The sequence below is a fragment of the Achromobacter sp. KK8 genome (assembly GCF_054188005.1).
The window spans coordinates 1,718,780-1,739,753 of sequence record NZ_CM135178.1; the positions used below are offsets into that span (position 1 = coordinate 1,718,780).

The 20,974-nt window shown below is 68.3% G+C and carries 18 protein-coding genes and 2 tRNA genes; 3 read left to right on the plus strand and 17 right to left on the minus strand.

The window, feature by feature from the left end; translation table 11 throughout:
• Positions 1-10 precede the first annotated feature (10 nt).
• Positions 11-1,447, plus strand: coding sequence for a YdgA family protein (locus ACVN9Z_RS07935; protein WP_232066980.1), 1,437 nt, complete (start codon positions 11-13; stop codon positions 1,445-1,447).
• 32 nt (positions 1,448-1,479) lie between these two features.
• Here the strand turns inward: ACVN9Z_RS07935 and ACVN9Z_RS07940 are convergent, their stop codons facing one another.
• The 8 genes from ACVN9Z_RS07940 to ACVN9Z_RS07975 form a co-directional block, all read right to left on the minus strand.
• A complete protein-coding gene (locus ACVN9Z_RS07940) occupies positions 1,480-2,688 on the minus strand; it encodes a metal-dependent hydrolase family protein (protein ID WP_054473092.1) in 1,209 nt (402 codons plus the stop codon).
• 28 nt (positions 2,689-2,716) lie between these two features.
• Positions 2,717-4,444 carry a dipeptide ABC transporter ATP-binding protein gene (locus ACVN9Z_RS07945; RefSeq protein WP_006387003.1) on the minus strand — a complete coding sequence of 576 codons (1,728 nt, stop codon included), beginning with the start codon at positions 4,442-4,444 and terminating at the stop codon, positions 2,717-2,719.
• A gap of 7 nt (positions 4,445-4,451) precedes the next feature.
• A complete protein-coding gene (locus ACVN9Z_RS07950; RefSeq protein WP_006387004.1) occupies positions 4,452-5,378 on the minus strand; it encodes an ABC transporter permease in 927 nt (308 codons plus the stop codon).
• 12 nt (positions 5,379-5,390) lie between these two features.
• Positions 5,391-6,362: an ABC transporter permease gene (locus ACVN9Z_RS07955; RefSeq protein ID WP_024067408.1), complete on the minus strand. Its 972-nt coding sequence runs from the start codon at positions 6,360-6,362 to the stop codon at positions 5,391-5,393.
• A gap of 156 nt (positions 6,363-6,518) precedes the next feature.
• Positions 6,519-8,126, minus strand: coding sequence for an ABC transporter substrate-binding protein (locus ACVN9Z_RS07960; protein ID WP_024067409.1), 1,608 nt, complete (start codon positions 8,124-8,126; stop codon positions 6,519-6,521).
• A gap of 210 nt (positions 8,127-8,336) precedes the next feature.
• Positions 8,337-9,707 (minus strand): GTPase/DUF3482 domain-containing protein, encoded by a 1,371-nt coding sequence (locus ACVN9Z_RS07965; protein WP_148317797.1) that lies wholly within the window; start codon positions 9,705-9,707, stop codon positions 8,337-8,339.
• Positions 9,700-11,130, minus strand: a complete 1,431-nt coding sequence (locus ACVN9Z_RS07970) for a DUF2868 domain-containing protein (protein ID WP_148317795.1) — start codon at positions 11,128-11,130, stop codon at positions 9,700-9,702. Before ACVN9Z_RS07970 ends, ACVN9Z_RS07965 begins: the two co-directional genes overlap by 8 nt.
• A 66-nt stretch (positions 11,131-11,196) precedes the next feature.
• Positions 11,197-12,084: a helix-turn-helix domain-containing protein gene (locus ACVN9Z_RS07975; protein WP_054514244.1), complete on the minus strand. Its 888-nt coding sequence runs from the start codon at positions 12,082-12,084 to the stop codon at positions 11,197-11,199.
• A 169-nt stretch (positions 12,085-12,253) separates the two neighbouring features.
• Between ACVN9Z_RS07975 and ACVN9Z_RS07980 the strand changes: the two genes are divergently transcribed.
• Positions 12,254-13,147, plus strand: a complete 894-nt coding sequence (locus tag ACVN9Z_RS07980; protein WP_053497319.1) for a DMT family transporter — start codon at positions 12,254-12,256, stop codon at positions 13,145-13,147.
• A 27-nt stretch (positions 13,148-13,174) separates the two neighbouring features.
• On the opposite strand, the gene ACVN9Z_RS07985 is transcribed toward ACVN9Z_RS07980, so the two are convergent.
• The 5 genes from ACVN9Z_RS07985 to ACVN9Z_RS08005 all read right to left on the minus strand — a co-directional run bounded on the left by ACVN9Z_RS07985 (position 13,175) and on the right by ACVN9Z_RS08005 (position 16,646).
• On the minus strand, positions 13,175-14,383 hold the full coding sequence (locus ACVN9Z_RS07985) for an aminotransferase class V-fold PLP-dependent enzyme (RefSeq protein ID WP_458213320.1): 1,209 nt from the start codon (positions 14,381-14,383) through the stop codon (positions 13,175-13,177).
• A gap of 47 nt (positions 14,384-14,430) precedes the next feature.
• Positions 14,431-14,904 (minus strand): RidA family protein, encoded by a 474-nt coding sequence (locus ACVN9Z_RS07990; protein ID WP_020925631.1) that lies wholly within the window; start codon positions 14,902-14,904, stop codon positions 14,431-14,433.
• A 108-nt stretch (positions 14,905-15,012) separates the two neighbouring features.
• Positions 15,013-15,915: a transcriptional regulator GcvA gene (gcvA, locus tag ACVN9Z_RS07995; protein WP_458213321.1), complete on the minus strand. Its 903-nt coding sequence runs from the start codon at positions 15,913-15,915 to the stop codon at positions 15,013-15,015.
• Between the two features lie 60 nt (positions 15,916-15,975).
• The gene (locus ACVN9Z_RS08000) at positions 15,976-16,389 is read right to left on the minus strand and encodes a hypothetical protein (protein WP_006388035.1); all 414 of its coding nucleotides are present in this window, start codon (positions 16,387-16,389) and stop codon (positions 15,976-15,978) included.
• 181 nt (positions 16,390-16,570) lie between these two features.
• Positions 16,571-16,646 (minus strand) — tRNA-Asn (locus tag ACVN9Z_RS08005).
• Positions 16,647-16,799: 153 nt separating this feature from the next.
• On the opposite strand from ACVN9Z_RS08005, the gene ACVN9Z_RS08010 reads away from it, so the two are divergent.
• Positions 16,800-18,188 carry a GntP family permease gene (locus ACVN9Z_RS08010; protein WP_006388036.1) on the plus strand — a complete coding sequence of 463 codons (1,389 nt, stop codon included), beginning with the start codon at positions 16,800-16,802 and terminating at the stop codon, positions 18,186-18,188.
• 262 nt (positions 18,189-18,450) lie between these two features.
• Here the strand turns inward: ACVN9Z_RS08010 and ACVN9Z_RS08015 are convergent, their stop codons facing one another.
• From ACVN9Z_RS08015 to ACVN9Z_RS08030, 4 genes are all read right to left on the minus strand, one after another.
• Positions 18,451-19,209 carry a GAF domain-containing protein gene (locus ACVN9Z_RS08015; protein ID WP_458213322.1) on the minus strand — a complete coding sequence of 253 codons (759 nt, stop codon included), beginning with the start codon at positions 19,207-19,209 and terminating at the stop codon, positions 18,451-18,453.
• Between the two features lie 189 nt (positions 19,210-19,398).
• Positions 19,399-19,474, minus strand: a tRNA-Thr gene (locus ACVN9Z_RS08020).
• Positions 19,475-19,570: 96 nt separating this feature from the next.
• The gene (locus tag ACVN9Z_RS08025; protein ID WP_458213323.1) at positions 19,571-20,215 is read right to left on the minus strand and encodes an imm11 family protein; all 645 of its coding nucleotides are present in this window, start codon (positions 20,213-20,215) and stop codon (positions 19,571-19,573) included.
• Positions 20,216-20,526: 311 nt separating this feature from the next.
• A complete protein-coding gene (locus tag ACVN9Z_RS08030) occupies positions 20,527-20,970 on the minus strand; it encodes a ClpXP protease specificity-enhancing factor (RefSeq protein ID WP_006388038.1) in 444 nt (147 codons plus the stop codon).
• Between the last annotated feature and the right edge of the window lie 4 nt (positions 20,971-20,974).

Here is a 20,974-nt window from a genome sequence, read left to right on the forward strand (position 1 = left end):
GAAGGACACCATGAGGAAATTTGCAGCCGTGGGTTGCGCCGTGCTGGCGCTGGGCGCGATCTGGACGGGCACGGCCTGGTACACCGGCAAGCAGCTGGAGACCGGCATGGCGCAACTGGCCGACAGCGCCGATCAGTTGGCGCGGCAGATCGGCGTGAAGACGGGCGAACCGTTGTCGTTCGAGCCGTTGTCGTATGAACGAGGCGTGTTCACGTCGCAGGCGCGCTATCGGCTGAAGACGGGGCCTTCGCCGGAGGACGGCGCGGCCGCGGCGGGGCACGAGTACGAGATGGTGGTGCGCCTGGACCATGGGCCGTTCCCCCTGTACCGCCTGGCGCGGGGGCACCTGTTCCCGGCCATGGCGGCCGCGCGGGCCGACCTGGCGCAGACGCCTTCGGTCGACACCTGGTTCGCGGCTGCCGGGGGCGCCGTGCCCGTGACGGCCGAGGCCGTGGCGGGCTATGGCCGCGACATCAGCGGCACGCTGGAGCTGGCGCCGGTCGAGCGCGTGCGCGACGAGTCGCGCTTCAGCTTCTCGGGCCTGAAGCTCCTGGCCGACGTGGCCGCCGGCGGCAAGCACACCACGGTGGACATCCACTCGGGCCGCGCCGAGCTGTTCGAGCCCTACACCAAGGACGGCGAGCGACATACGCGCCGCCTGGCCATGCGCGACCTGGCGATCAGGTACGACGCAAGCCGCGCCGCCGATGAGGCGGGTACTGCGGCCACCCGCGCGAACCTCAAGCAATGGACCATCGAGATCGACGGCGAACCGGTCACGCTGCGCGACGTCGCCGTGAGCACCGATGCCAAGGGCGCCGAGAGCGCGATGAACGCCAAGCTGGCCGTGCAGGTCGCGGGCATCGACACGCGAGCCGGACAGGCGGCCAATCTGCGCCTGGCCGCCGAGGCGCGCAACTTCGACATGGCGTCGTTCCGCGCATTCCAGGCGTCGGTGGAGGCGGCCCGGGGCGGCGCCAGCCTGGGCGACAAGATGGTGGGCGCGGGCCACCTGATGAAGTTCCTGCTGGCCCAGCCGGGCTTTTCGCTGTCGCCGCTGCAGGTCGATACCGCCAACGGTTCTGCGACGCTGCGGCTGGACCTGGATCTGAGCGCGCCCACGCTGTGGAACCACTCGCCGGGCGCAGTGGTCAAGGAAACCGTGCGCAAGCTCGATGCGCGGATGTCGGTGCCGGTCGTCAGCCTGGCCGACCTGATCGCGGTGCGGATGCGGGCCGAAGGCATGCCCGAGGCCGCCGCGCGCGAGGCGGCTGGCCGTCGGGCCGAGGAGATGCGCGACCGCTTCCTGCGCGGCCAGTGGGGGCGCCTGGAGGACGGCAAGCTGGTCGCGAGCCTGAACTACGAGGGCGGCCAGGTGGACGTCAATGGCGAACGCATGCCGGTCGAGAGTTTCCTGGGTTGGCTGATGGCGCGCGGCGTGAAGTAAGGCGCGCCAGCGCCGCCTTCCCGCCTTGCCTGTCAGGACGGCAACGCGCCCGACATGACTTCGCCGTTGCGCAGCACCGCCACGTGGAAGCGCTTGTCCGCGGCTTGCATGATGTCCTCGGTCGGGTCGCCGCGCACCAGCAGCAGGTCGGCCGCGCAGCCCGGTTCCACCACGCCGTGGCCGGCCATGCCCATCAGGTCATGGCCGCGCGAGGTGGCCGCGACCAGGGCGTCCACCGGCGTCATGCCGAACTCCACCATGTAGGCCAGTTCCATCGCGTTGTCGCCATGCAGGTTGAAGGGCGTGCCGGCATCCGTGCCCAGCGCGATGCGCCCGCCCGCCTTGTAGTACATCTGGATGGATTCGCGATGGCGCTGTTCCACCGCGCGCGCCTTCTCCACGGCATAGGCGGGAATCCCGTTGTCGGCGTTGGCGACGATGTTGCGCACCGCGGCGATGGTCGGCACCAGGTAGGTCTCGGCCGCCAGCATTTCTTCCAGGCACTGCGCGTCCATGAAGATGCCGTGCTCGATCGAGTCGATGCCGGCGCGCACCGCGTTCAGGATGCCCTGCGTGCCCTGGGCGTGGCTGGCGGTGCTCTTGCGAAAGCGCTTGGCCTCGTGCACGCCCGCCTTCATCTCGTCGAAGCTGTAGTGCGCGTCCATCGGGCTCACGCCCGGCGTCATGACGCCGCCGGTGGCCATGATCTTGACCAGGTCGCAGCCGGCGTGGACTTGCTCGCGCACCGCCTTGACCACTTCTTCGCAGCCGTCGGCGACGCGGCCGATGCGATTGCCGTGGCCGCCCGTCATGCAGATGATGCGGCCCGAGGCCTTGATGGTCGGGCCGGGGAACACGCCGCGCGCGATGGCGTCGCGCACGCCGAATTCCAGGTAGTCCTTGCCGCCGCAATCGCGCAGCGCCGTGAAGCCGCCGCGCAGCGCGGCCTGCGCGTTCTCCAGCGCGGTCAGGGTGATCTGCGCCGGGCCCTGTTTCGACATCTGCGTCTGCGGGTCGGCGCCGCCGGTGTAGACCAGGTGCACGTGGCAGTCGGCCATGCCGGGCATCAGCGTCATGCCGCTGGTATCGACGCGTCGTCCGGCAAAGCCGTTGAATTCGGCCGCCGGTGCCACCCGCGTGATCTGCTTGCCCTCGACCAGCACGCCGTGGCCCGGCAGGATCCCGCCACGTCCATCGAACACCTTGCCGCCGATGAACAGGGTCTGTGGCAACGCACTCATGTCTCGCTCCTTGTCGTGTGGGTGGGGGTCAGCCGGCCACCTCCAGGCCCTCGCGGGACATGGACTGCAAGCGGGGCATCAGCCCCAGCAGGTGCTGGCTGTAGGGATGCTGCGGATGCTCGAACAACGCTTCGGTGTCCGCCACTTCCAGCAATTCGCCGTAGCGCATCACGCCGACGCGGTCGCACATCTGGCGGATGACGGGCAGGTCGTGGCTGATGAACAGCATGGTCAGGCCCAGTTGTTCCTGCAGGTCCTTGAGCAGGTTCAGGATCTGCGCCTGGATCGATACGTCCAGCGCCGATGTGGGTTCGTCGCAGATCAGGAAGCGCGGCCGCGTGGCCAACGCCCGGGCGATGCAGATGCGCTGGCGCTGGCCGCCGGAGAACTCGTGCGGGAAGCGCTCGGCGGCGCGCTCGCCCAGTCCGACCACGTCGAGCAGGTCAGCCACCACGCGGCGCGTTTCGGCCTCGCTAGCTGCCAGTTTGTGGAAACGGATCGGCTCGGCCACGATGTCCAGCACCCGCATTCGCGGGTTGAGCGACGAGAACGGATCCTGGAAGATCATCTGGATCTGGCGCCGGAACGGGTTGAGCTGCTTCTCGCCCTTGAGCGCGGTCAGGTCGGTGCCGCCGAACGTGACCGAGCCGGCGCTGGGCGTATACAGGCCCGAGATCAGCCGCGCCACGGTCGACTTGCCCGAGCCGGATTCGCCCACCAGGCCGAACACCTCGCCTTCGCCGATCGTGAAATTGACGCGCTTGACCGCGTCCAGCGTGCGCTGGTTGCGCTTGAGGAAGGCGCTCTTGAGCACGAAGCGCATGCTCAGGTCCCGGACCTGCACCAACGGCCCCTCGCCGCGCGCCCCGAAGTCGCGCCGCTGGCCCAGCCAGTGGGTGGCCAGGTCGAGTGGCTTGGTGGGGGTCCTGACGTCCTCGATGTAGGTGACCAGCGGAAAGCGCTTGAGCTTGATGTCCGGGCGCGGCACGGCCGAGATCAGGCTGCGGGTGTAGGGATGGTCGGGGTCGCCCAGGATCTTGGCGGTGGGCCCCTGCTCGACCAGCTTGCCGTGGTACAGCACCGCGACGCGGTCGGTGACGTCGGCGATCACGCCCATGTCGTGGGTGATGATGATCATGCCGACCTGTTCCTGGCGGCAGAGCTTTTTCAGCAGTTCCAGGATCTGCGCCTGGATCGACACGTCGAGCGCGGTGGTGGGTTCATCGGCGATGATGACTTCGGGCTCGCAGCACAGCGCCAGCGCGATCACCACGCGCTGCCGCATGCCGCCCGAGAACTGGTGCGGATACTGCTGCACGCGCAGCTCGGGCTGGTCGATGCCGACCTGGGCCAGCAATTGCACCGCGCGCTTCCTGGCCTGGTCGTGGGTCAGGTCCAGGTGCACCAGCATGGTCTCGACCAACTGGCTTTCCACGGTCTGCAACGGGTCGAGCGAGGTCAGCGGATCCTGGAAGATCATGCCGATGCGGCGTCCGCGCACCTTGCGCTTCTGCGCCGGGGTAAGGGTGTCGATGCGTTCGCCGTCGAGCAGCACCGCGCCGCCGGCCAGGCGGCCGGGCGCTTCGAGCAGGCCGATCACGGCGTTGCCGATGGTCGACTTGCCGGCGCCGGACTCGCCGACCACACCCAGGATCTCGCCTTTCTCCAGCGACAGCGACACGCCGTCCACCGCCACCAGCGTGCCGCGGCGGCTGGGGAATTCAATGCGGATGTCTTCGATGTTCAAGAGGGCCATGGCATCCTCAGCGCAGCTTGGGGTTGAGCGCGTCGCGCAGCCAGTCGCCCAGCAGGTTGACCGACAGCACCAGCGCGACCAGCGCGATGCCGGGGAAGATCGAGATCCACCACATGCCCGAGAACAGGTAGCTGTTGCCGATGCGGATCAGCGTGCCCAGCGACGGCGCGGTCGGCGGCACGCCCACGCCCAGGAACGACAGCGTGGCTTCGGTGATGATGGCGATGGCCAGGTGGATGGTGGCGATCACCAGTACCGGTCCCATCACGTTGGGCAGGATGTGGCGGCGCAGGATGGTGACCGGGCCGATGCCGATCAGGCGCGCCGCCTGCACGTATTCCTTGTTGCGTTCCACCAGCGTCGAGCCGCGCACCGTGCGCGCGTACTGCACCCAGCCCGATATGCCGATGGCGAAGATCAGCACGTACAGCGCCAGCTGGTCGTGCATGTCGCGCGGCAGCAGTCCGCGCGCCACGCCGTCGATCAGCAGCGCTACCAGAATGGCGGGAAACGACAGCTGCACGTCGGCGATGCGCATGATGAAGCTGTCGACGCGGCCGCCGGCGTAGCCGCTGATGAGGCCCAGCGTCACGCCCAGCACCATCGAGAACAGCACCGAGGCGAAGCCCACCAGCAGCGACACGCGCGAGCCATACAGCACGGCCGAGAGGATGTCGCGGCCCTGGTCGTCGGTGCCGAGCAGGAAGTCGGGGCTGCCGCCCTCCTGCCACGCGGGCGGGGTGTTGGCGTCCATGATGTTCAGCGACGCCAGGTCAAACGGGTTGTGCGGCGCGACCACCGGCGCGAACAGCGCGCCCAGCAGGATGGCCAGCGTGACCACGGCGGCGATGATGGCGCCGGGCGAGCGCTTGAAGCTGTGCCACAGGTCACTGTCGGCGGCGCGCGCGAAGAAGGGAGCGATGCGGGCGTTCATGAGGCGGTTCCCTTATTTGCTCTGCACGCGCAGGCGCGGATCGACGGCGAAGTACAGCAGGTCGACGACGAGGTTGATGACGACGAACATGAAGGCGATCAGCACCAGGTAGGCGGCCATCACCGGGATGTCCACCATGCTGATGGCCTGGATGAACAGCAGTCCCATGCCGGGCCACTGGAACACCGTTTCGGTGATGATGGCGAAGGCGATGATGGAGCCGAGCTGCAGGCCGGTGATGGTGATGACCGGCACCATGGTGTTCTTGAGCGCATGGCGGAAATTGATCAGGCGTTCCGGCAGGCCGCGGGCCCGGGCAAACTTGATGAAGTCGGCGCGCAGCACTTCCAGCATCTCGGCGCGCACCAGCCGCATGATCAGGGTCATCTGGAACAGCGCCAGCGTGATGGCCGGCATGATCAGCGCCAGCAGGCCGGATTTGGTCAAAAAGCCCGTGGTCCACCAGCCCAGCCCGACCACGTCGCCGCGCCCGAAGCTGGGCAGCCATCGCAACTGCACGCCGAAGAACAGGATCAGCAGGATGCCGATCAGGAAGGTGGGCAGCGAGATGCCGGCCAGCGAGATCGCCATGAAGGTCTTGGACAGCACGCCGTGTCGCTTGAGCGCGGTGTAGATGCCCATGGGGATGCCGAGCGCCAGCGCCATCACGGCGGAGACGAACGACAGCTCCAGCGTGGCTGGCAGGCGCTCTTCGAGCAGCTCGCTGACCGGCCGCCGGTGGCGGTAGGAAATGCCGAAGTCGCCACGCACCGCGTTGGCGACGAAATGCGCGTACTGCACCACGAACGGATCGTTCAATCCCAACTGTTCGCGCAGCTGCTCGCGCTGTTCGGGCGTGGTGTCCTGCCCGACCATGCTGGCGATCGGATCGCCGACATAGCGGAACATGGAGAACGCGATCAGCGCCACCGTCAACATCACCAGCACCGACTGGATCAGCCGCTGCGCAATAAAGGAAAGCATGGTTGGATGCCCTCTTGGTCGGATAACGCCGGGCCGCGCGTTGCCGGTCGTGGCAAGCGGGGCTGGGCCGGGCGCGCCCGGACGGCGGGCGCCGTCGCGGGGGTCGCATCAACACGGCGCCGCGCACGCCCTGCGGCGTGGCGCGGCGCCCGGGGACTACGGCAGGACCACGTCGCGCAGGTCGAGCACGTCGTCGGCGCGCTGGATGACCTTGATGTTGTCCTTCACGCCCCACGACATCGGCTGCTGGTGCAGCGGCAGGTAGCCGAAATCGCTGCGCACGATGCCGAAGGCTTCCTTGATCATCGCGTTGCGCTTGGCCTGGTCGGTCTCGACGCCGATCTTGGCGGTGAGTTCGTCGACCTTCTTGTTGCAGTAGCCGCCCAGGTTGAACTGGCCCGCCGCCGTCTTGGCGTCGCGGCACGCGGCCAGGTTCAGCAGCGTGTTGTGCGCGTCGGTGGAGCTGGGCGTCCATCCGAGCATGTACATGCTGGTCTGGTTGCCGGCCTGCAGCAGGATCTTGCCGAAGTACTTGGACTTGGTCTGCGCCAGCAGGTTGATCTTGATGCCGACGCGCGCCAGCATGCCGGCCACCGCCTGGCAGACCTTTTCGTCATTGACGTAGCGGTCGTTGGGGCAGTCCATGGTGACGGTGAAGCCCTTCGGATAGCCGGCCTCGGCCAGCAGCTTCTTGGCGCGTTCCGGATCCGGCTTGTAGGGCGCGCCGAACGATTCGTCGTAGCCGTTGATGGCGGTGGCGATCAGCGAACCCAGCGGCTTGGCAGCGTTGCGCATGATCTTTTCATTGATGGCCTTGGTGTCCACGGCCAGCACCACCGCTTCGCGCACCTTCGGGTCCTTGAAGGGGTTCTTGCCCTTCACGTCCGAGAATAGCAGTTCGTCGCGATCCTGGTCCATGCCGATGAAGATGGCGCGGGCTTCGGGCGCGGTCAGCGGCTTGACGCCCTTGGCGTCTTCCAGGCGCTTCCAGTCCTGCACCGGCACCGGCTGCACCAGGTCCATCTCGCCGGAGATCAGCGCGGCCACGCGCGTGGCTTCCTGCGTGATCGGCTGGAAGATGACCTCGTCGACGTTGGTCTTGATGTTCTTGTTCCAGTAGCCGTCGTAGCGTTTGAGCACGGTCTTCACGTCGGGCTGGCGCGACACCAGCATGAAGGGGCCGGTGCCGTTGGCGTTGAGGTTGGCGTAGTTGCCCTGGTTGTCGCCCTTGACGTTGGTGGCCTCGGTGGTCTTGTTCTTCTCCGACCACGTCTTGCTCATGATGTAGAGGAACACCCATTCGCGCGGCAGGATCGGGTTGGGCGTTGGGGTGGTGACCTCGATGGTGTAGTCGTCGACCTTCTTGATGTCGGAGGCCTTGGCGCCGTAGCCCTTCATGTCGGAGCCCGGCGTGAGGCTGCGCTTCCAGGAGAAGATCACGTCATCGGCGGTGAAGGGCGAGCCGTCGTGGAACTTCACGCCCTTGCGCAGCTTGAAGACCCATTTTGTGGGCTCCGGGTTTTCCCAGCTCTCGGCCAGCAGCGGCGTCAGTTTCAGGTTGCCGTCATAACCGGCCAGCGTTTCGTAGATGTTGCCCTGGAAGCCCAGCGTGAAGGTCTCGTTCAACGCCATCGGGTCCATCGACGTGGCGTCGCCTTGATAAGACCAGTGGAAAGTCTTGGCGGCCGCGCCGGCGCTGAACGCCAACGAGGCCGTCAGTGCAGCCGCCAGCGCCGCTTGTTTCAGGTGGGGGAAAGTACGCATAGCCCTCATGCTCCGTAATGCGCGGATAGCGCGACAGAAGTGATAGGGCCCTGGCCCCACGGGGAGCCGGGGCATGGCGTTGCTGCTACGAGGAAAGGCGGTTCACGGTAGATCCAACCCCTTGTGATTGTCATGGCGGGATGGACCGCACCGATGCAGAACGAATCTTATAGAGCGATTCGTTTAAGCGTCAATCGGTTTGGATTGGGGTTAGTACTTGCTTGCTTTCGCCAATTCACGCACCGCCTGCTTGCGCCGTTCGCTGTCTTCATGGCCCTTGGCCAGGGCCGACCACTCCGGCCGGCTGCGGGCTTCCTTCAGCGCCTCCGGCAAGGGGCCACGGCGCAGCGTCTCATCGCCGGGGTGGTCCAGCCGCAGCGGCGCGCGGGCTGCGTGGCCACGACGTTCGAGCGCGTCGATCAGTTGTCTTTGGCGCAGCGCCAGCAGGCGCAGCACCGCGTCGTCGACGCTGATCTCGCGCCAGCCGCGCAGCTTGCCGGCAACGCGCTTTCCGAGCTTCTCCACGCCCTGCCACAGTCCGCCGGCGGCGGCGCCGATCAGCATGCCCGTGCCCAGGCTCAGCCCCGCGCTGAGCAGGTCCACCGCCGCGCCGGCCATGGCGCCCGCGGCGGCGCCCATGCCGACCTGCACGCCCATGTCCTTGAGCGCCTGCGGGTGGAACAGGTCCATGCCCCAGCGCTCACCTTGCAGCGGCAGCGCGTCGTCATCGAAATCGGACGCACGGAAGTTGTAGAGCGCCAGCAAGGCGGTGACGCAGGCCTGTTCGCGCTGGCGTACCTGCTGACGCAACTGCTGGGCGGCGGCCGCCAATGCGGCTTCGTCGCTGGGACTGGTGATGCGCAACGCGGCCACGTCGATCAGCAGGTCGGCCAGCAGTTCGAAGGCCGCGGCGTGGCGTTCGCGCCGTTGGCGCGCCAGCGTATCGGCCAGGCGCGCCAGGGTGTCGGCGTGGCGATCCAGCAGCACGCCCAGCTTGGCGTACAGCTGTTGCTCGCCATCGAGCGGCGGCGCCACGGTGTCGAATTCCACCGCCGCGTGCAGGCCCAGCCGCGCCAGCGCGTCGCGCCATTCGGCGGCGCGATGCGCGGGCGCATTGACGAAATTGAGCACCGGCAGCAGGGGCCGGCCGCAGGCGGCCAGGATGGCGAGTTCGTCGCGATGCTTGCCCAGCACCGGGTCGCGCGCATCGATCACATACAGCGCCGCATCGCATTCCAGCATCTTCTTGAGCACGCGCGCTTCCTGCTCGTAGCGCCCGTGCGCTTCCGGCGTGTCGAGAAAGCGCCGCACGCGCGCCGGCCCGTCCAGCCGTTCGCCGGGCTGGCCCAGGCGCTCCAGGTATTCGAGCAGGGCGATGCTGTCTTCCATGCCGGGCGTGTCGAACCACTCCAGCACCGCGCGTCCATCCAGGCGCAGGCGCGCGCCTTCCACGTGGCGGGTGGTGCCGGGCTGGTCGGCGACGTCGCCGAAGGTGGTGTCGCGGGTCAGCGTGCGCAGCAGCGAGGTCTTGCCGGTGTTGGTGTGTCCCACCACCGCGACGTTGATGACGCGCTCAGTCATGGCCCTGCTCCAGCCAGGCCAGCGCCGCGGCGCCGGGCCCGAAGACGGCGCCGGCCGCCAGCCCCAGGGCGGCCAGGCGTTCGCGCCACAGCGCTTCGCGGGTGTCGGCCGCGGCCGGCGCCAGCAGCCAGACGCGGGTCTGGCCGGCGTGCGCAGCCAGCTCGGCGATCAAGGCCAGCGTGCCGCGGTCGGGCGTCTGGCGCGCATCGCAGGCGATCAGCAGGCGCGAGGCGGCGGCCTGAGACAAGGCATCCAGCAGGTGGTTGCGCTGCTCGCGCGTGTCCAGGTTGCCCGCCTGGCGGATGGACGCGGCCGGGACGGCGGGGGGCCAGTGCAGGTCGGCGGGCAGTTCCAGTCCCATCAGCACCGGCTGGCCGCCCAGCGCGGCGGGCAGCGGCGCCGCCACGCGCGGCTGGTGCAAGGGGTCGACCGGCCGGTCGATGCCAGTGGACTGGGCCGGCGGTTCGAGCCGGTCGCGCAGCGCGGCGTAGCCCGCCAGCGCGGGGTCGATGGCCAGGCCGCGCAGGGCGCGCCGGGTGACCAGCAGGCAGGCCAGCCAGGCCAGCAGGCGCGGCACGATGCCGTAGGTCACGAACACGCCGATCAGCCACCACGACCATTGCACCTGGGCATCGGCGCCCAACGCCTGGACGCCGTCGCTGGCGCGCACCATGGCGGCGTCCGGCAGCGGAAAGCCCAGTTGCGATGGCAGCCAGCCGACGACCTGGGTCAACCAAACGAAAGTGTCCGGCGCCAGCAAGGTGGTGGCCCAGATGAAGCGGTAGCTGGCGGTGGACAACAGCGCCAGCAGGGTCGCCAGCGCCGCGCCCAGGCCCGCCAGCCAGAGCCCGTGGCTGACCGCGCCGAACACGCCGCGCAGGGCGCCGGCGCGGGCCAGCAGGTTGAGGAAGGCCTGCGGCACCAGCGCGCTGTCGGGGCCGCGCGCCAGCTTGCGGGTGGCCCAGAGCCACAACCGCCCGAGCGGCGTCATGGCCGCGGGCCGCAGCAGGAAGCTGGCCAGCCACAGGACGAAGGTCAGCAGGTGCAGGCCGAGCAAGGCGGCCAGCGCCCACAGCACGTTGACGGCGCGGCCGCCATCGCCCAGGGCGCCCGCCGCCACGCCGGCGCCGGACAGCAACGCCAGCAGCAACAGCAGCGCCAGCACCGCGAATGCGCTGCGGCGCCAGCCGTCCACCAGCGGAACCAGGTTTTCGCGCTGCGCCAGTGCTTGCGCGCGCGCCAGGATGCGGGCCGGCAGCGGGATGTCGAGTTGTCGTACCCGGCGCACCACGGCGGCGTCTTCCAGCGGGCCCCAGTGCGCTTCGCGCAGCCGGATCAGTTCGGCCAGCCAATGGGCGCGCAGCGGCGCCGGGTCGAAGGCCTCGGGGGAGGTGGAAATGTCGCGGGAAGTCGGCGATGGCATCGCGGGCGGGGCAGGCGATCAGGCCGCGAAGGGCGATGCGCCATTGTAGACCGCGCGGCGGCCGGCTCAGTGCTTGCGGTGGGCGGCGCGGTATTGGCCCGGGGTGACGCCGACGGCGTCGCGGAACACGCGCGACAGATGGCTGGCGTTGCCGAAACCGGCCGCCTGCGCGATGCCGGCCAGGTCGCCCTTGCCGGCCGCCAGCAGGCGGCGCGCGTGAGCCAGGCGGCGGGCGCGCACCCAGGAATGCGGCGGCTCGCCGAACGAGGTGTGGAACATGCGCGCGAAGTGATAGGTGGACAGCGCGGCCACGCCGGCCAGTTGCTCCAGCGTCAGCGGCTCGGCGAGGTGCGCATCGACATAGTCCATGACCCGCCGCCGCACCGCCGGCGCCAGCCCGCCGCGCGCCGGCGCCACGGCCTTGCGCGACACGCCCTGGTTCAGCAGGTGATGCAGCACGGTCTCGGCCGCGCTGCTGGCAGCCAGGCGCTCGGCGGGCGCGGTCCAGTCGCTATCGAGCAGCGCCCGGCATACGTCGGTCAGCGACTCGTCGTGGATGTAGGTGCGGTCGCGCAGTTCCAGCGCGCGCGGTTCGCAGTCGAGCCGCATCACGGCCTCGCGCGCCAGCCGTTCCGGCGCGATGTACAGGTGCAGGAAATGCACCGTGTCGTTCATGCACCAGCGCGAATAGTGCTCGGCCGGCAGCACGCAGAATTTGCCCGCGCCGCCGTGCAGCGGATTGCCGACCCGGAACGACTTCTCGCCGCCGTGCAGGTACAGCGACAGCGTGTGGTGTCCAGGCATGTCGTAGCCCAGCGTTTCGTGGGCGCTGCGGCCCCATTGCGAAATGGCGATGCCCTCGCCCAGCGAGGCGGCACGCGCCAGTGTCGCGCTGGAGGCGGACAGCGTGCGAAAGACGGAGAAGTCGGACGGTGCCGAAGCGGTAGTGCCCATGGAACTGAAATGCTACTGCGATCGCCGCGCGCGTGGCACGCGCGGGTGCGGAAAAACCGCAAGAACCGGCAATTTTTTCGTCCGCCGCGGGCGCAGACTGGGCGTCGGAGCCCGCGATTTTCGCGGTGCCGGATGTCATGTCCTTTTTGGCCCTGCCGAGCGTCCCAAAGTGAATCTATTCCTGTATTTCCTGACCGTCGTCATCTGGGGCACCACCTGGATCGCCATCAAGCTGCAGCTTGGGGTGGTGGCGATTCCCGTGTCCATCTTCTACCGCTTTGCGCTGGCCGGCCTGGTGCTGTTCGCCGCGTTGCTGCTGACCCGCAAATTGCAACGCCTGGATCGCCGCGGGCATGCGTTGTGCCTGGGCCAGGGGCTGTGCCTGTTCTGCCTGAACTTCCTGTGCTTCTACACGGCCACGCAGTGGATTCCGAGCGGCCTGGTGTCGGTGGTGTTCTCGGCCGCCACGCTGTGGAACGCATTGAATGCGCGGCTGTGGTTCGGCACCCGCATCGCGCCGCGCGTGATGGTGGCGGGGGTGATCGGCTTCACCGGCCTGGTGCTGCTGTTCTGGCCCGAGCTCGCGGGCCAGGAGGCCAGCCGCGAGACGCTGCTCGGACTGGGCTTCGCGCTGCTGGGCACGTTCTGCTTTTCCACCGGCAACATGCTGTCGTCGCTGCAGCAGCGCGCCGGCATCCGCCCGCTCACCGGCAACGCCTACAGCATGCTGTACGGCGCCGCCGTGTTGCTGGCCGGCTGCCTGGCCGCGGGCGTGCCGTTCCGTTTCGACACCTCCGTGGCCTATGTCGGCGCCCTGCTCTACCTGGCGATTCCGGGGTCGGTGATCGGCTTCACCGCCTACCTGACGCTGGTGGGACGCATGGGCCCGGCGCGCGCCGCCTATTGCACCGTGTTGTTCCCGGTGGTGGCGCTGAGCGTGTCGACCTTCGTCGAGGGCTACCAGTGGACGCCCGCCGCCCTGCTCGGGCTGGCGCTGGTGATGTTCGGCAACCTGCTGGTCTTCACCAGGTGGTCGCCGTTCTCGCGCCGCGTAGCGGCTTGATCGACATGGGCGCGCGGCGCAAGTGTGCTAGGCGCCCTGGCGCGACAACGCGCGCAGCGCGTCGAGCAGGCGGTCGATCTCCTCGTCGCGGGTCAGGTAGCTGACCGAGGCGCGCGCGATGTGCGCCAGGCCGCGCGCGTTCATGTCCAGCGGCGTGTACGGCGCGCCGTTGCTGCCGATGGTGATGCCTTGCGCGGCCAGCGTCCGCTGCACGGCGGCAGGGGCGTGCCCGGCGAGATTGAACGACACCAGGCCGGACAGTTCGCGGCCCTGGTCCAGTACCTCGATGCCGGCAATGGCGCGCAGCTCCGCCCGCAAGGCCTGGGCGACCAGGTCGATGCGGGCGCGGATGGCTTCCAGGCCGATATCGAGCGCTTCCTGCAACGCATTGGCCAGGCTTGCGCGCAACGCCATCGAAGCTTCGGCGGATTCGAAGCGCGTGGCATCGTCGCGCAGTTGCGGCTCGCCGTCGGCGCCCAGCGGCGCCGAATGGGTGTCGACGAACGCGGGCGTCAGGCGCGGCAGGAATTCGCGCCGCACATACAGCAGGCCGGTGCCGCGCGGGCCGCGCAGGGCCTTGCGGCCGGCGCCGCTGAGGACGTCGCAACCGACCTCGGCCACGTCGATCGGCACCTGTCCCACCGCCTGCGCCGCATCGATGAAGTACGGCACGCCCGCGGCGCGTGTGACGCGGCCGATGGCGGCGGCCGGGTTGATCAGGCCGCCGTTGGCCGGCAACCATGTCAGCGCGACCAGGCGCACCCGTTCGTCCAGCATGGCGCGCAGCGCATCGGCGTCGACACAGCCGCTGTCATCGGATGGAATCGTCTCGATGCTCGCGCCCGCGCGTTGTGCCGCCAGCCGCATGGCGGCAAGGTTGCCGCCCCATTCATGGCGGCCCACCAGGATGCGGTCGCCGGGGCGCCAGGGTCCCAGCGCGGCGAATGCGGCGCCCCACCCTGGGGAATTGCCGCCGGTCAGGGCGATCTCGCCTGGCTGGGCATTGAGCAGTTGCGCGGCCAACTGGCGCGCCTGCTCGGTGTGGGCGCGCGCGGCCACGCCCGCCTCCATCGGCCCGTGTTCGGCTTCGCGCCGCAGGTGGGCCTGGATGGCATCGAGCGTGGCCGCCGACGGCAACGATGCGCCGGCATGGTTGAAGTGGACGGTGGTGCGCGTGCCGGGCGTGGCGGCGCGCAACGCTTCGAGGGTGGCGGCGGTGAGGACGGCGGCGGGCATGAGGGTTCCAGGAAAAACGCGCCGGGCTTGCGCCCGGCGCCGGGGCATCAGGCGGGCGTCAGTGCGACGACGGCTTCCACCTCGACCGCCACGCCCTGCGGCAGCGAGGCCACGCCCACCGCGCTGCGCGCGTGGCGGCCGGCATCGCCGAACACTTCCACCATCAGGTCCGAGGCGCCGTTGGCGACCGCGCTCTGGCGATTGAAGTCCGGCGTGCTGGCGACGAACACGCCCAGGCGCACCACGCGCGCCACGCGATCGAGCCGGTCGCCGGTGGCGGCCGCGATCTGCGCCAGGATCCCCAGGGCCGACAGGCGCGCCGCGCTGACGCCGTCCGCTTCGGAAATCTGGTTGCCCAACTGGCCCAGGAACGCCGCCTTGCCGCCTTCGCGCGAGATCTGGCCGGAGATGTACAGCAGATTGCCCTCCTGCACGAAGGGCACGTAATTGGCGGCGGGCGCGGCGGCGGCTTCGAGCACAAGGCCGAGTTCGGCCACGCGGCCGGAGATCGTACGGGTCATGGAATCACCTGTGAGACGGAAAAGGGAAAAGACGGCCCCCATGCTATCGGCGCGCGCCGTGCCTGACCAATCAATTATTGCGAACCACGTATGAGTAAAAGTAATGCATCAACCGTCGGCCGCCGCCTGCGCCAGCCACGCCTGGAATGCCACGGCGGCGGGTGCGGCCTGGCCGCGCGGACTGACGAACCACCAGCCGATACGCGGATCGTCCAGCGCGGTGCCCGGCAGCGCCTCGACCAGCGCGCCGCTGGCCAGTTGCGCGGCGATCAGGCGATGCCGGCCCATGGCCATGCCCTGTCCGGCCAGCGCCGCTTCCACCACGATGTTGTAGTCATGCAGATGCACGGTCTGGGCGCGGCCCAGGTCCAGGTCATGTTGCCGGGCCCAGGCATCCCACTCGAACGGCAATTGCGCGTGCGAGACCAGCAGGGGATAGCGCAGCAGGTCGGCCGGCGCGCGTGGCCGTCGCCGTCCCGCCACCAATGACGGCGCGCACACCACCGACAGCCGTTCCGGCATCAGGCGTCGCGCCCGCAGGCCGGGCCAGGTGCCGCGGCCATAGCGGATCGCGACGTCCACTTCACCCCCTGCCACGTCGGCCAGGCCGATGGCGGGCAGCAATTGCAGGTCAATGTCCGGATGGGCGCTGGCGAAGCCCGGCAGGCGCGGTGCCAGCCAGCGGGTGGCGAACGAGGCCAGCAGCCCGACCTTGAGCGTGTGGCGGGCGGCCGCGGGCGCCCGCGCTTCGTCGGTGCCTTGGCGCAGCAGTTCGAACGCCGCGTGGACCCGCTCGTAATAGGCCTGTCCCGCCGGCGTGAGGGCCACGGCGCGGGTGCGACGCTCGAACAGCGTCACGCCCAGTTCCGCCTCCAGCCGCTGGATGTGGTGGCTGATGGCGCTTTGCGTGACGAACAGTTCTTCGCCCGCCAAGCTGAAGCTCAGGCGCCGGGCGGCCGCCTCGAAGGCGCGCAGCGAGACCAGGGCGGGCAGGGAACGGTTGGAACGCATGGGACGGCGGGGACGGTGGGCCGGAGAGGGAGTACCCGGTTCACGCCTCATTCTCGCAGATCAACGGCGGGCGCGGAATCGGGTCAGATTGGCCGCGGTGATCGGCTTGCTGCGCAGCACTTCATGGCGCACGATCTGCAACGCTTGCAGGCGCGCCGGCTGGTCCGCCGGGACTTCCCAGCGGCTCCCGGAAAGCGGCGAGGCTGGATCGAGAAGCCTGAAGGTCAGGTCCGTCAACAGGTAGGAGGCCGTCGCCTGGGTGTCCTGGTGCGTTTTCGCGGGCCAGCCCGCCAGGTCGCCGGTTTCACAGATCCAGAGGATCACATTCACGGCTTCGGCCTGGTGCGCCTTCATGACCGCGATGTCCGGCAGCGCGGCGGATGCGTCGCGAACGATCCAGGGAATCTTCTGCAACAGGTCGAACACGAGTTCAAAGGCGGCCTTTGAATCGACGGATTTTGTCTGGGTGGGCATGGGGAGGTAGGGCCAGGGTGTTACGGATGACTCGACGTCAATCGTAAAACCATTCCGGCCCGCCGCCCGCCGCGCAGCGCCACTTTGAAGGGGGATAGCGTCCGAGTTTGGGCGGGGACCGGACAAGCGCCCATGCAAAAGGCCCGCAACCAGGTTGCGGGCCTTTCAGTACTGCATTCTTTGGCTCCCCGAGCTGGGCTCGAACCAGCGACCTGCGGATTAACAGTCCGTCGCTCTACCGACTGAGCTATCGGGGAACAGGTAGAGGGGGCGAATTATGCACAAATTTTGCGGGGAATGCAAAACGGTCCCTCCGGGCGCGCTGGCGATGACGGTTGGGCGTCAGGGCGATCCCTTATCATGGCAACCAGAAGGTTCGCGACCTCCCACGTTTTTTCCGGATTTCATACATGTCTTCGTTCGACATCCAATTGTTGCTCACCGCCCTGGTGAGCGTCCTGGTGCTGGTCGCTCTCATCGTTTCGCGCATCCGCATGCATCCGCTGCTGGCGCTCCTGATCGTGTCGATCGGGGTCGGGTTCGCCACCGGCATGCAACCGACCGCCATCGTCAAGAGCCTGACCGACGGCGCCGGCAAGACCCTGGGCGCGGTGGGCGTGGTGATCGCGCTGGGCGCCATGCTGGGCAAGATCCTGGCGGATTCGGGCACCACCGAGCGCCTGGCCAACGCCATCCTGAACCGCACCTCGCCGCGCATGATCCCCTGGACCATGACGCTGGTGGCGTTCATCATCGGCATCCCGATGTTCTTCGAAGTGGGCCTGGTGGTGATGCTGCCGCTGATCTTCAGCGTGGCCCGCAAGCTGGAAGGCCAGGAGCGCTTCAAGGGCTCGGCCTACGTCTACGTGGGCGTGCCGGTGATCGCGGCGCTGGCGGCCATGCACGGCATGGTGCCGCCGCATCCCGGCCCGCTGACGGCGATCGCCAGCCTCAAGACCACGGTCGGCCCGACCATGATCTATGGCTTTCTCGCGGCGCTGCCCGCCATGATCCTGGGTGGCCCGCTGTATGGCGCCTTCATCGCGCCGCGCATGAGCACGCGCCCCGACGAGGCCTTGCTTGAGCAGTTCACCGCCACCCGGGCGGCCGATGCCGGCCATGGCCAGCCCGGCGTCGGCCTGGGCGTGGTGGCCGCGTTGCTGCCCGCCCTGTTGATGCTGCTGCACGCCGTGGCCGAAATGCTGCTGCCCAAGACCTCGCCCCTGATGCATGCGGCGGCTTTCCTGGGAAATCCGCTGGTCGCCATGCTGCTGGGCGTGCTGTTTGCGGCCGTGACGCTGGTGCTGGCGCGCGGCGGCGACGCCGAGAAACTGCGCGACGCGCTGGGCAAGAGCCTCAAGCCCATCGCGGGCATCATGCTGATCATCGCTGGCGGCGGCGCCTTCCAGCAGGTGCTGACCAGCGCCAAGGTCGGCGACGCCATCGTCCACCTGACCCACCAGTTCGCGTTTCCGCCGCTGGTGCTGGGCTGGCTGATCGCCATGCTGCTGTCGGTGTCCACCGGCTCGGCCACGGTCGGCATCGTCGGCGCGGCCGGCCTGCTGGCGCCGCTGGCCGGCGCCGACCCCTCGCTGAACCTGCCGTTGCTGGCGCTGTCGATCGGCTGCGGTTCGCTGTTCTTCAACTACGCCAATCACGCCGGGTTCTGGATGGTGAAGGAATCCTTCGGCATGACGATGGGCGAGGCGACCAAGACGATTTCGGTGGTGCAGTCCATCGTGTCGGTGGTCGGCCTGGTGATGGTGTTGCTGTTCGATATGTTGCCCGCGCTGGGGTGAGCGCACGGCAATTCGCGCCGCAGGAAAGGAGGCCGAGAGACCTCCTTTTTGGGTTCATGCGGTAACCGGTTTTCTCAGTGGCGATGGGGGGCCGACCTCTTCGCGGGCCCCCTGCCTGATGCCTTCGCTGCCGCTGGTGATGGCGCGTACGCCAAAGTCCGTCAGGGTCAGCTCGCGGACGGTGATGGCCGCTCCTGGCTTTGATATGAGCCTGGACGCTTTCACGAAAGCCTCGGCGGGCTTCCCGGGGATGGTATGCATGTCAGTACCTCTTCGTGACAAAGTCGCTGACGGCTTTGGTGCCAATGCCAACGATTTCCACCACATCGTCGCGTTCAAAGAGCGCGCGGTCACTTGAATCCAAGTAAATCACGCCGATCGGGTGCTGTCCAGAACGGTCCAGGACAGGCACCGCCATTGCCGAATAACGGCCAGGGCCGAGCTTGCGAACTTCGGCTTCCGTGTAGCCCCACTCGCGCACCAGTTCGGTACGAAGCTGTTCTTCCGTTGCGTCCTGGCTGGACATCACCAGGGGTTTTTTGCTGCGGATAGCTCTGCCGGTGATGCCTGTGTGGACCGGGAAGGTTCTGCCCACGCCCTCGCCGGTGGCACCGGCATAGTTGATGATCTGCTCGAGTTCCCGCGGCTCATGAACCGGCGGCACCACGCGGTGGAAGGTGGCGCGGATGTCGGCGCCGCATTGGCGCTTGTTGCACCATTCGGAAAGCATGGTGTGCATGGTGGAGACCGCTGCGTACAACCCTTCGTGGACCACTTCCGGCCCGTCTTTCCGGTCTTCGGCTCGCGCGCCGGCGACGCGAACGCAGGCGGCCGCGGCCAGCCAGAGGCACACGGTGGTCGCGAGGCCGAAGGTCCACGGGTCGAACACCAGTTCTTGCCAGCTTTTCACCGCGGCCGAACCGGCCACGATGATCGGCGGTCCGTTGAACAGGACCTCCCTGGGCCACTTCTTTTGCCAGAAGCGCTTTCGCCGCGCGCCTGGGAGATGAATTGCATGCATGTAGCCGGGGCTGCCTTGGTGCGTGGGAAGAGACCATGGTAGCGACGTGTTGCGCGGTTGGCGCCTGTTGCCGGGGCTTGCGGACTCGTTAATCGGTCGGATTCGGCGAGGCAGATCCGCATGGTTGCCACGCAGGCAATAAAAAACCCGCGCGGCGCCGGGCAGCTGCGGGTTGTCGATGCGTTGAATTGGTGCCGGTGAAAGGAATCGAACCCTCGACCTTCTCATTACAAGTGAGCTGCTCTACCAACTGAGCTACACCGGCGTGGCGTGCCTGGGGCACGCGCAGGGACTGCATTGTAATGAAAAAAGGAGATTCTTTCCGGCATCCGGCGCGCTTGCAGGACGGGGCGCGGGTGGGTCATGCCGGCCGCGGGGCCGTTGCGCAGCGCCGCCTGGCTTCCCAGCCTTGCAGCCGTTCGGCGCGCAGGGCCCGCCAGAGTTCGTCGGAGCAGAAATAGCCGCTGATGCCACTGTGCGGATACGCCGGCCGGACACCGAATTGGCGCGGTAGCCGCCAGAAGCAGCGGTTCGCGATGGCGGCCTGGTCCAGCACCAGCGGCGTGCCTTTCAGGAAGGAAAAGCCGCAGCTGGCTTCGTAACCGGCCTGGCCCATGCCTTTGGAGAATTCGGTCTTTTCGATGATCACGGCATCGACCCGGGGCGGACACAGCAGCAGGTGGTAAGTGCGGAAGGGCCGGCTCTTGCGGCCGGGCATCATGGTCTCGACGTCGATCGGCAGGAAGCGGTGCGTGTCGGGTTCCAACGTTTGCATCAGATCGCGCACCCGCGCGCTGACCACGAACGGCCCGCCTTCCCATCCCAGGATCGCCGGCACGCGGCTGGGGCCGCGCAGCGTCAGGCGGATCTGTCGCGGCACCTGCGCGAGTTCGTCGTCGGACACGTCGTCGAACAGGCACAGCTTGGCAAGCAACTGGCGATCGATCTGCGGCACGAATTGCGTCGACGGTCCGCCGGCGGGCGGCATTCCGATCAGGTACGGCATGGTCTGTGGCGGCTCCTGGCGGGCCGGGCGGCGCATTGCGCGACGCGCAGGAAAAGGCCCGGTTCAGGCGTATGAGACGCGATTCCGGCGATGTTTGCAAATGATACGCACTATCGTTCCAGGTTTCAGCGTCGATTGACGTGGCTGGCCGCGTGCCGGCGCGTCCGCGCAAGGCAGCGCACGCGCCCCGTCAACTTCTTGCGGGGTGCGGCGCATAAGGGGGGTAATGCGAATCGGCTTCCGCACCGGGTCGGCGGGCCGGACGCCACGGCAGGGGGGCGGTCCAAGCCAGCCCCCGCCTGTTTGGCGCGTTACTTGACGATCGTCAGGCGCGGGCGCTTGGGTTCGTCGTCGCCGCCATCGTCGCCGGGCGCGGTATCGGCGTCGGCTTCGGGAGAGGCGGTGTCGGACGCGCCCGGCGTGCCGGGCGCCGGCGGTTCGTAGGGCTGCACTTCGAAGCCCATGCCGGCGCCGGTTTCGCGCGCATAGATGGCGCTGACGGCGCCCACCGGCACGTAGACATTTTCGGTCACGCCGCTGAAGCGGGCCTGGAATTCGATGAATTCGTTGCCCAGCACCAGGCGGTTGGTGGCCAGCGTGCCGACGTTCAGGGTGATCTGGCCGTCGCGCACGTGGGCGACGGGCACCATGGTGTGCTCGTCGACCTGCACGGTGATGTACGGCGTGTAGCCGTTATCGGTGCACCATTCGTGCAGCGCGCGGATCAGATACGGTTTGGTCGAAGTTTCACCCATCACG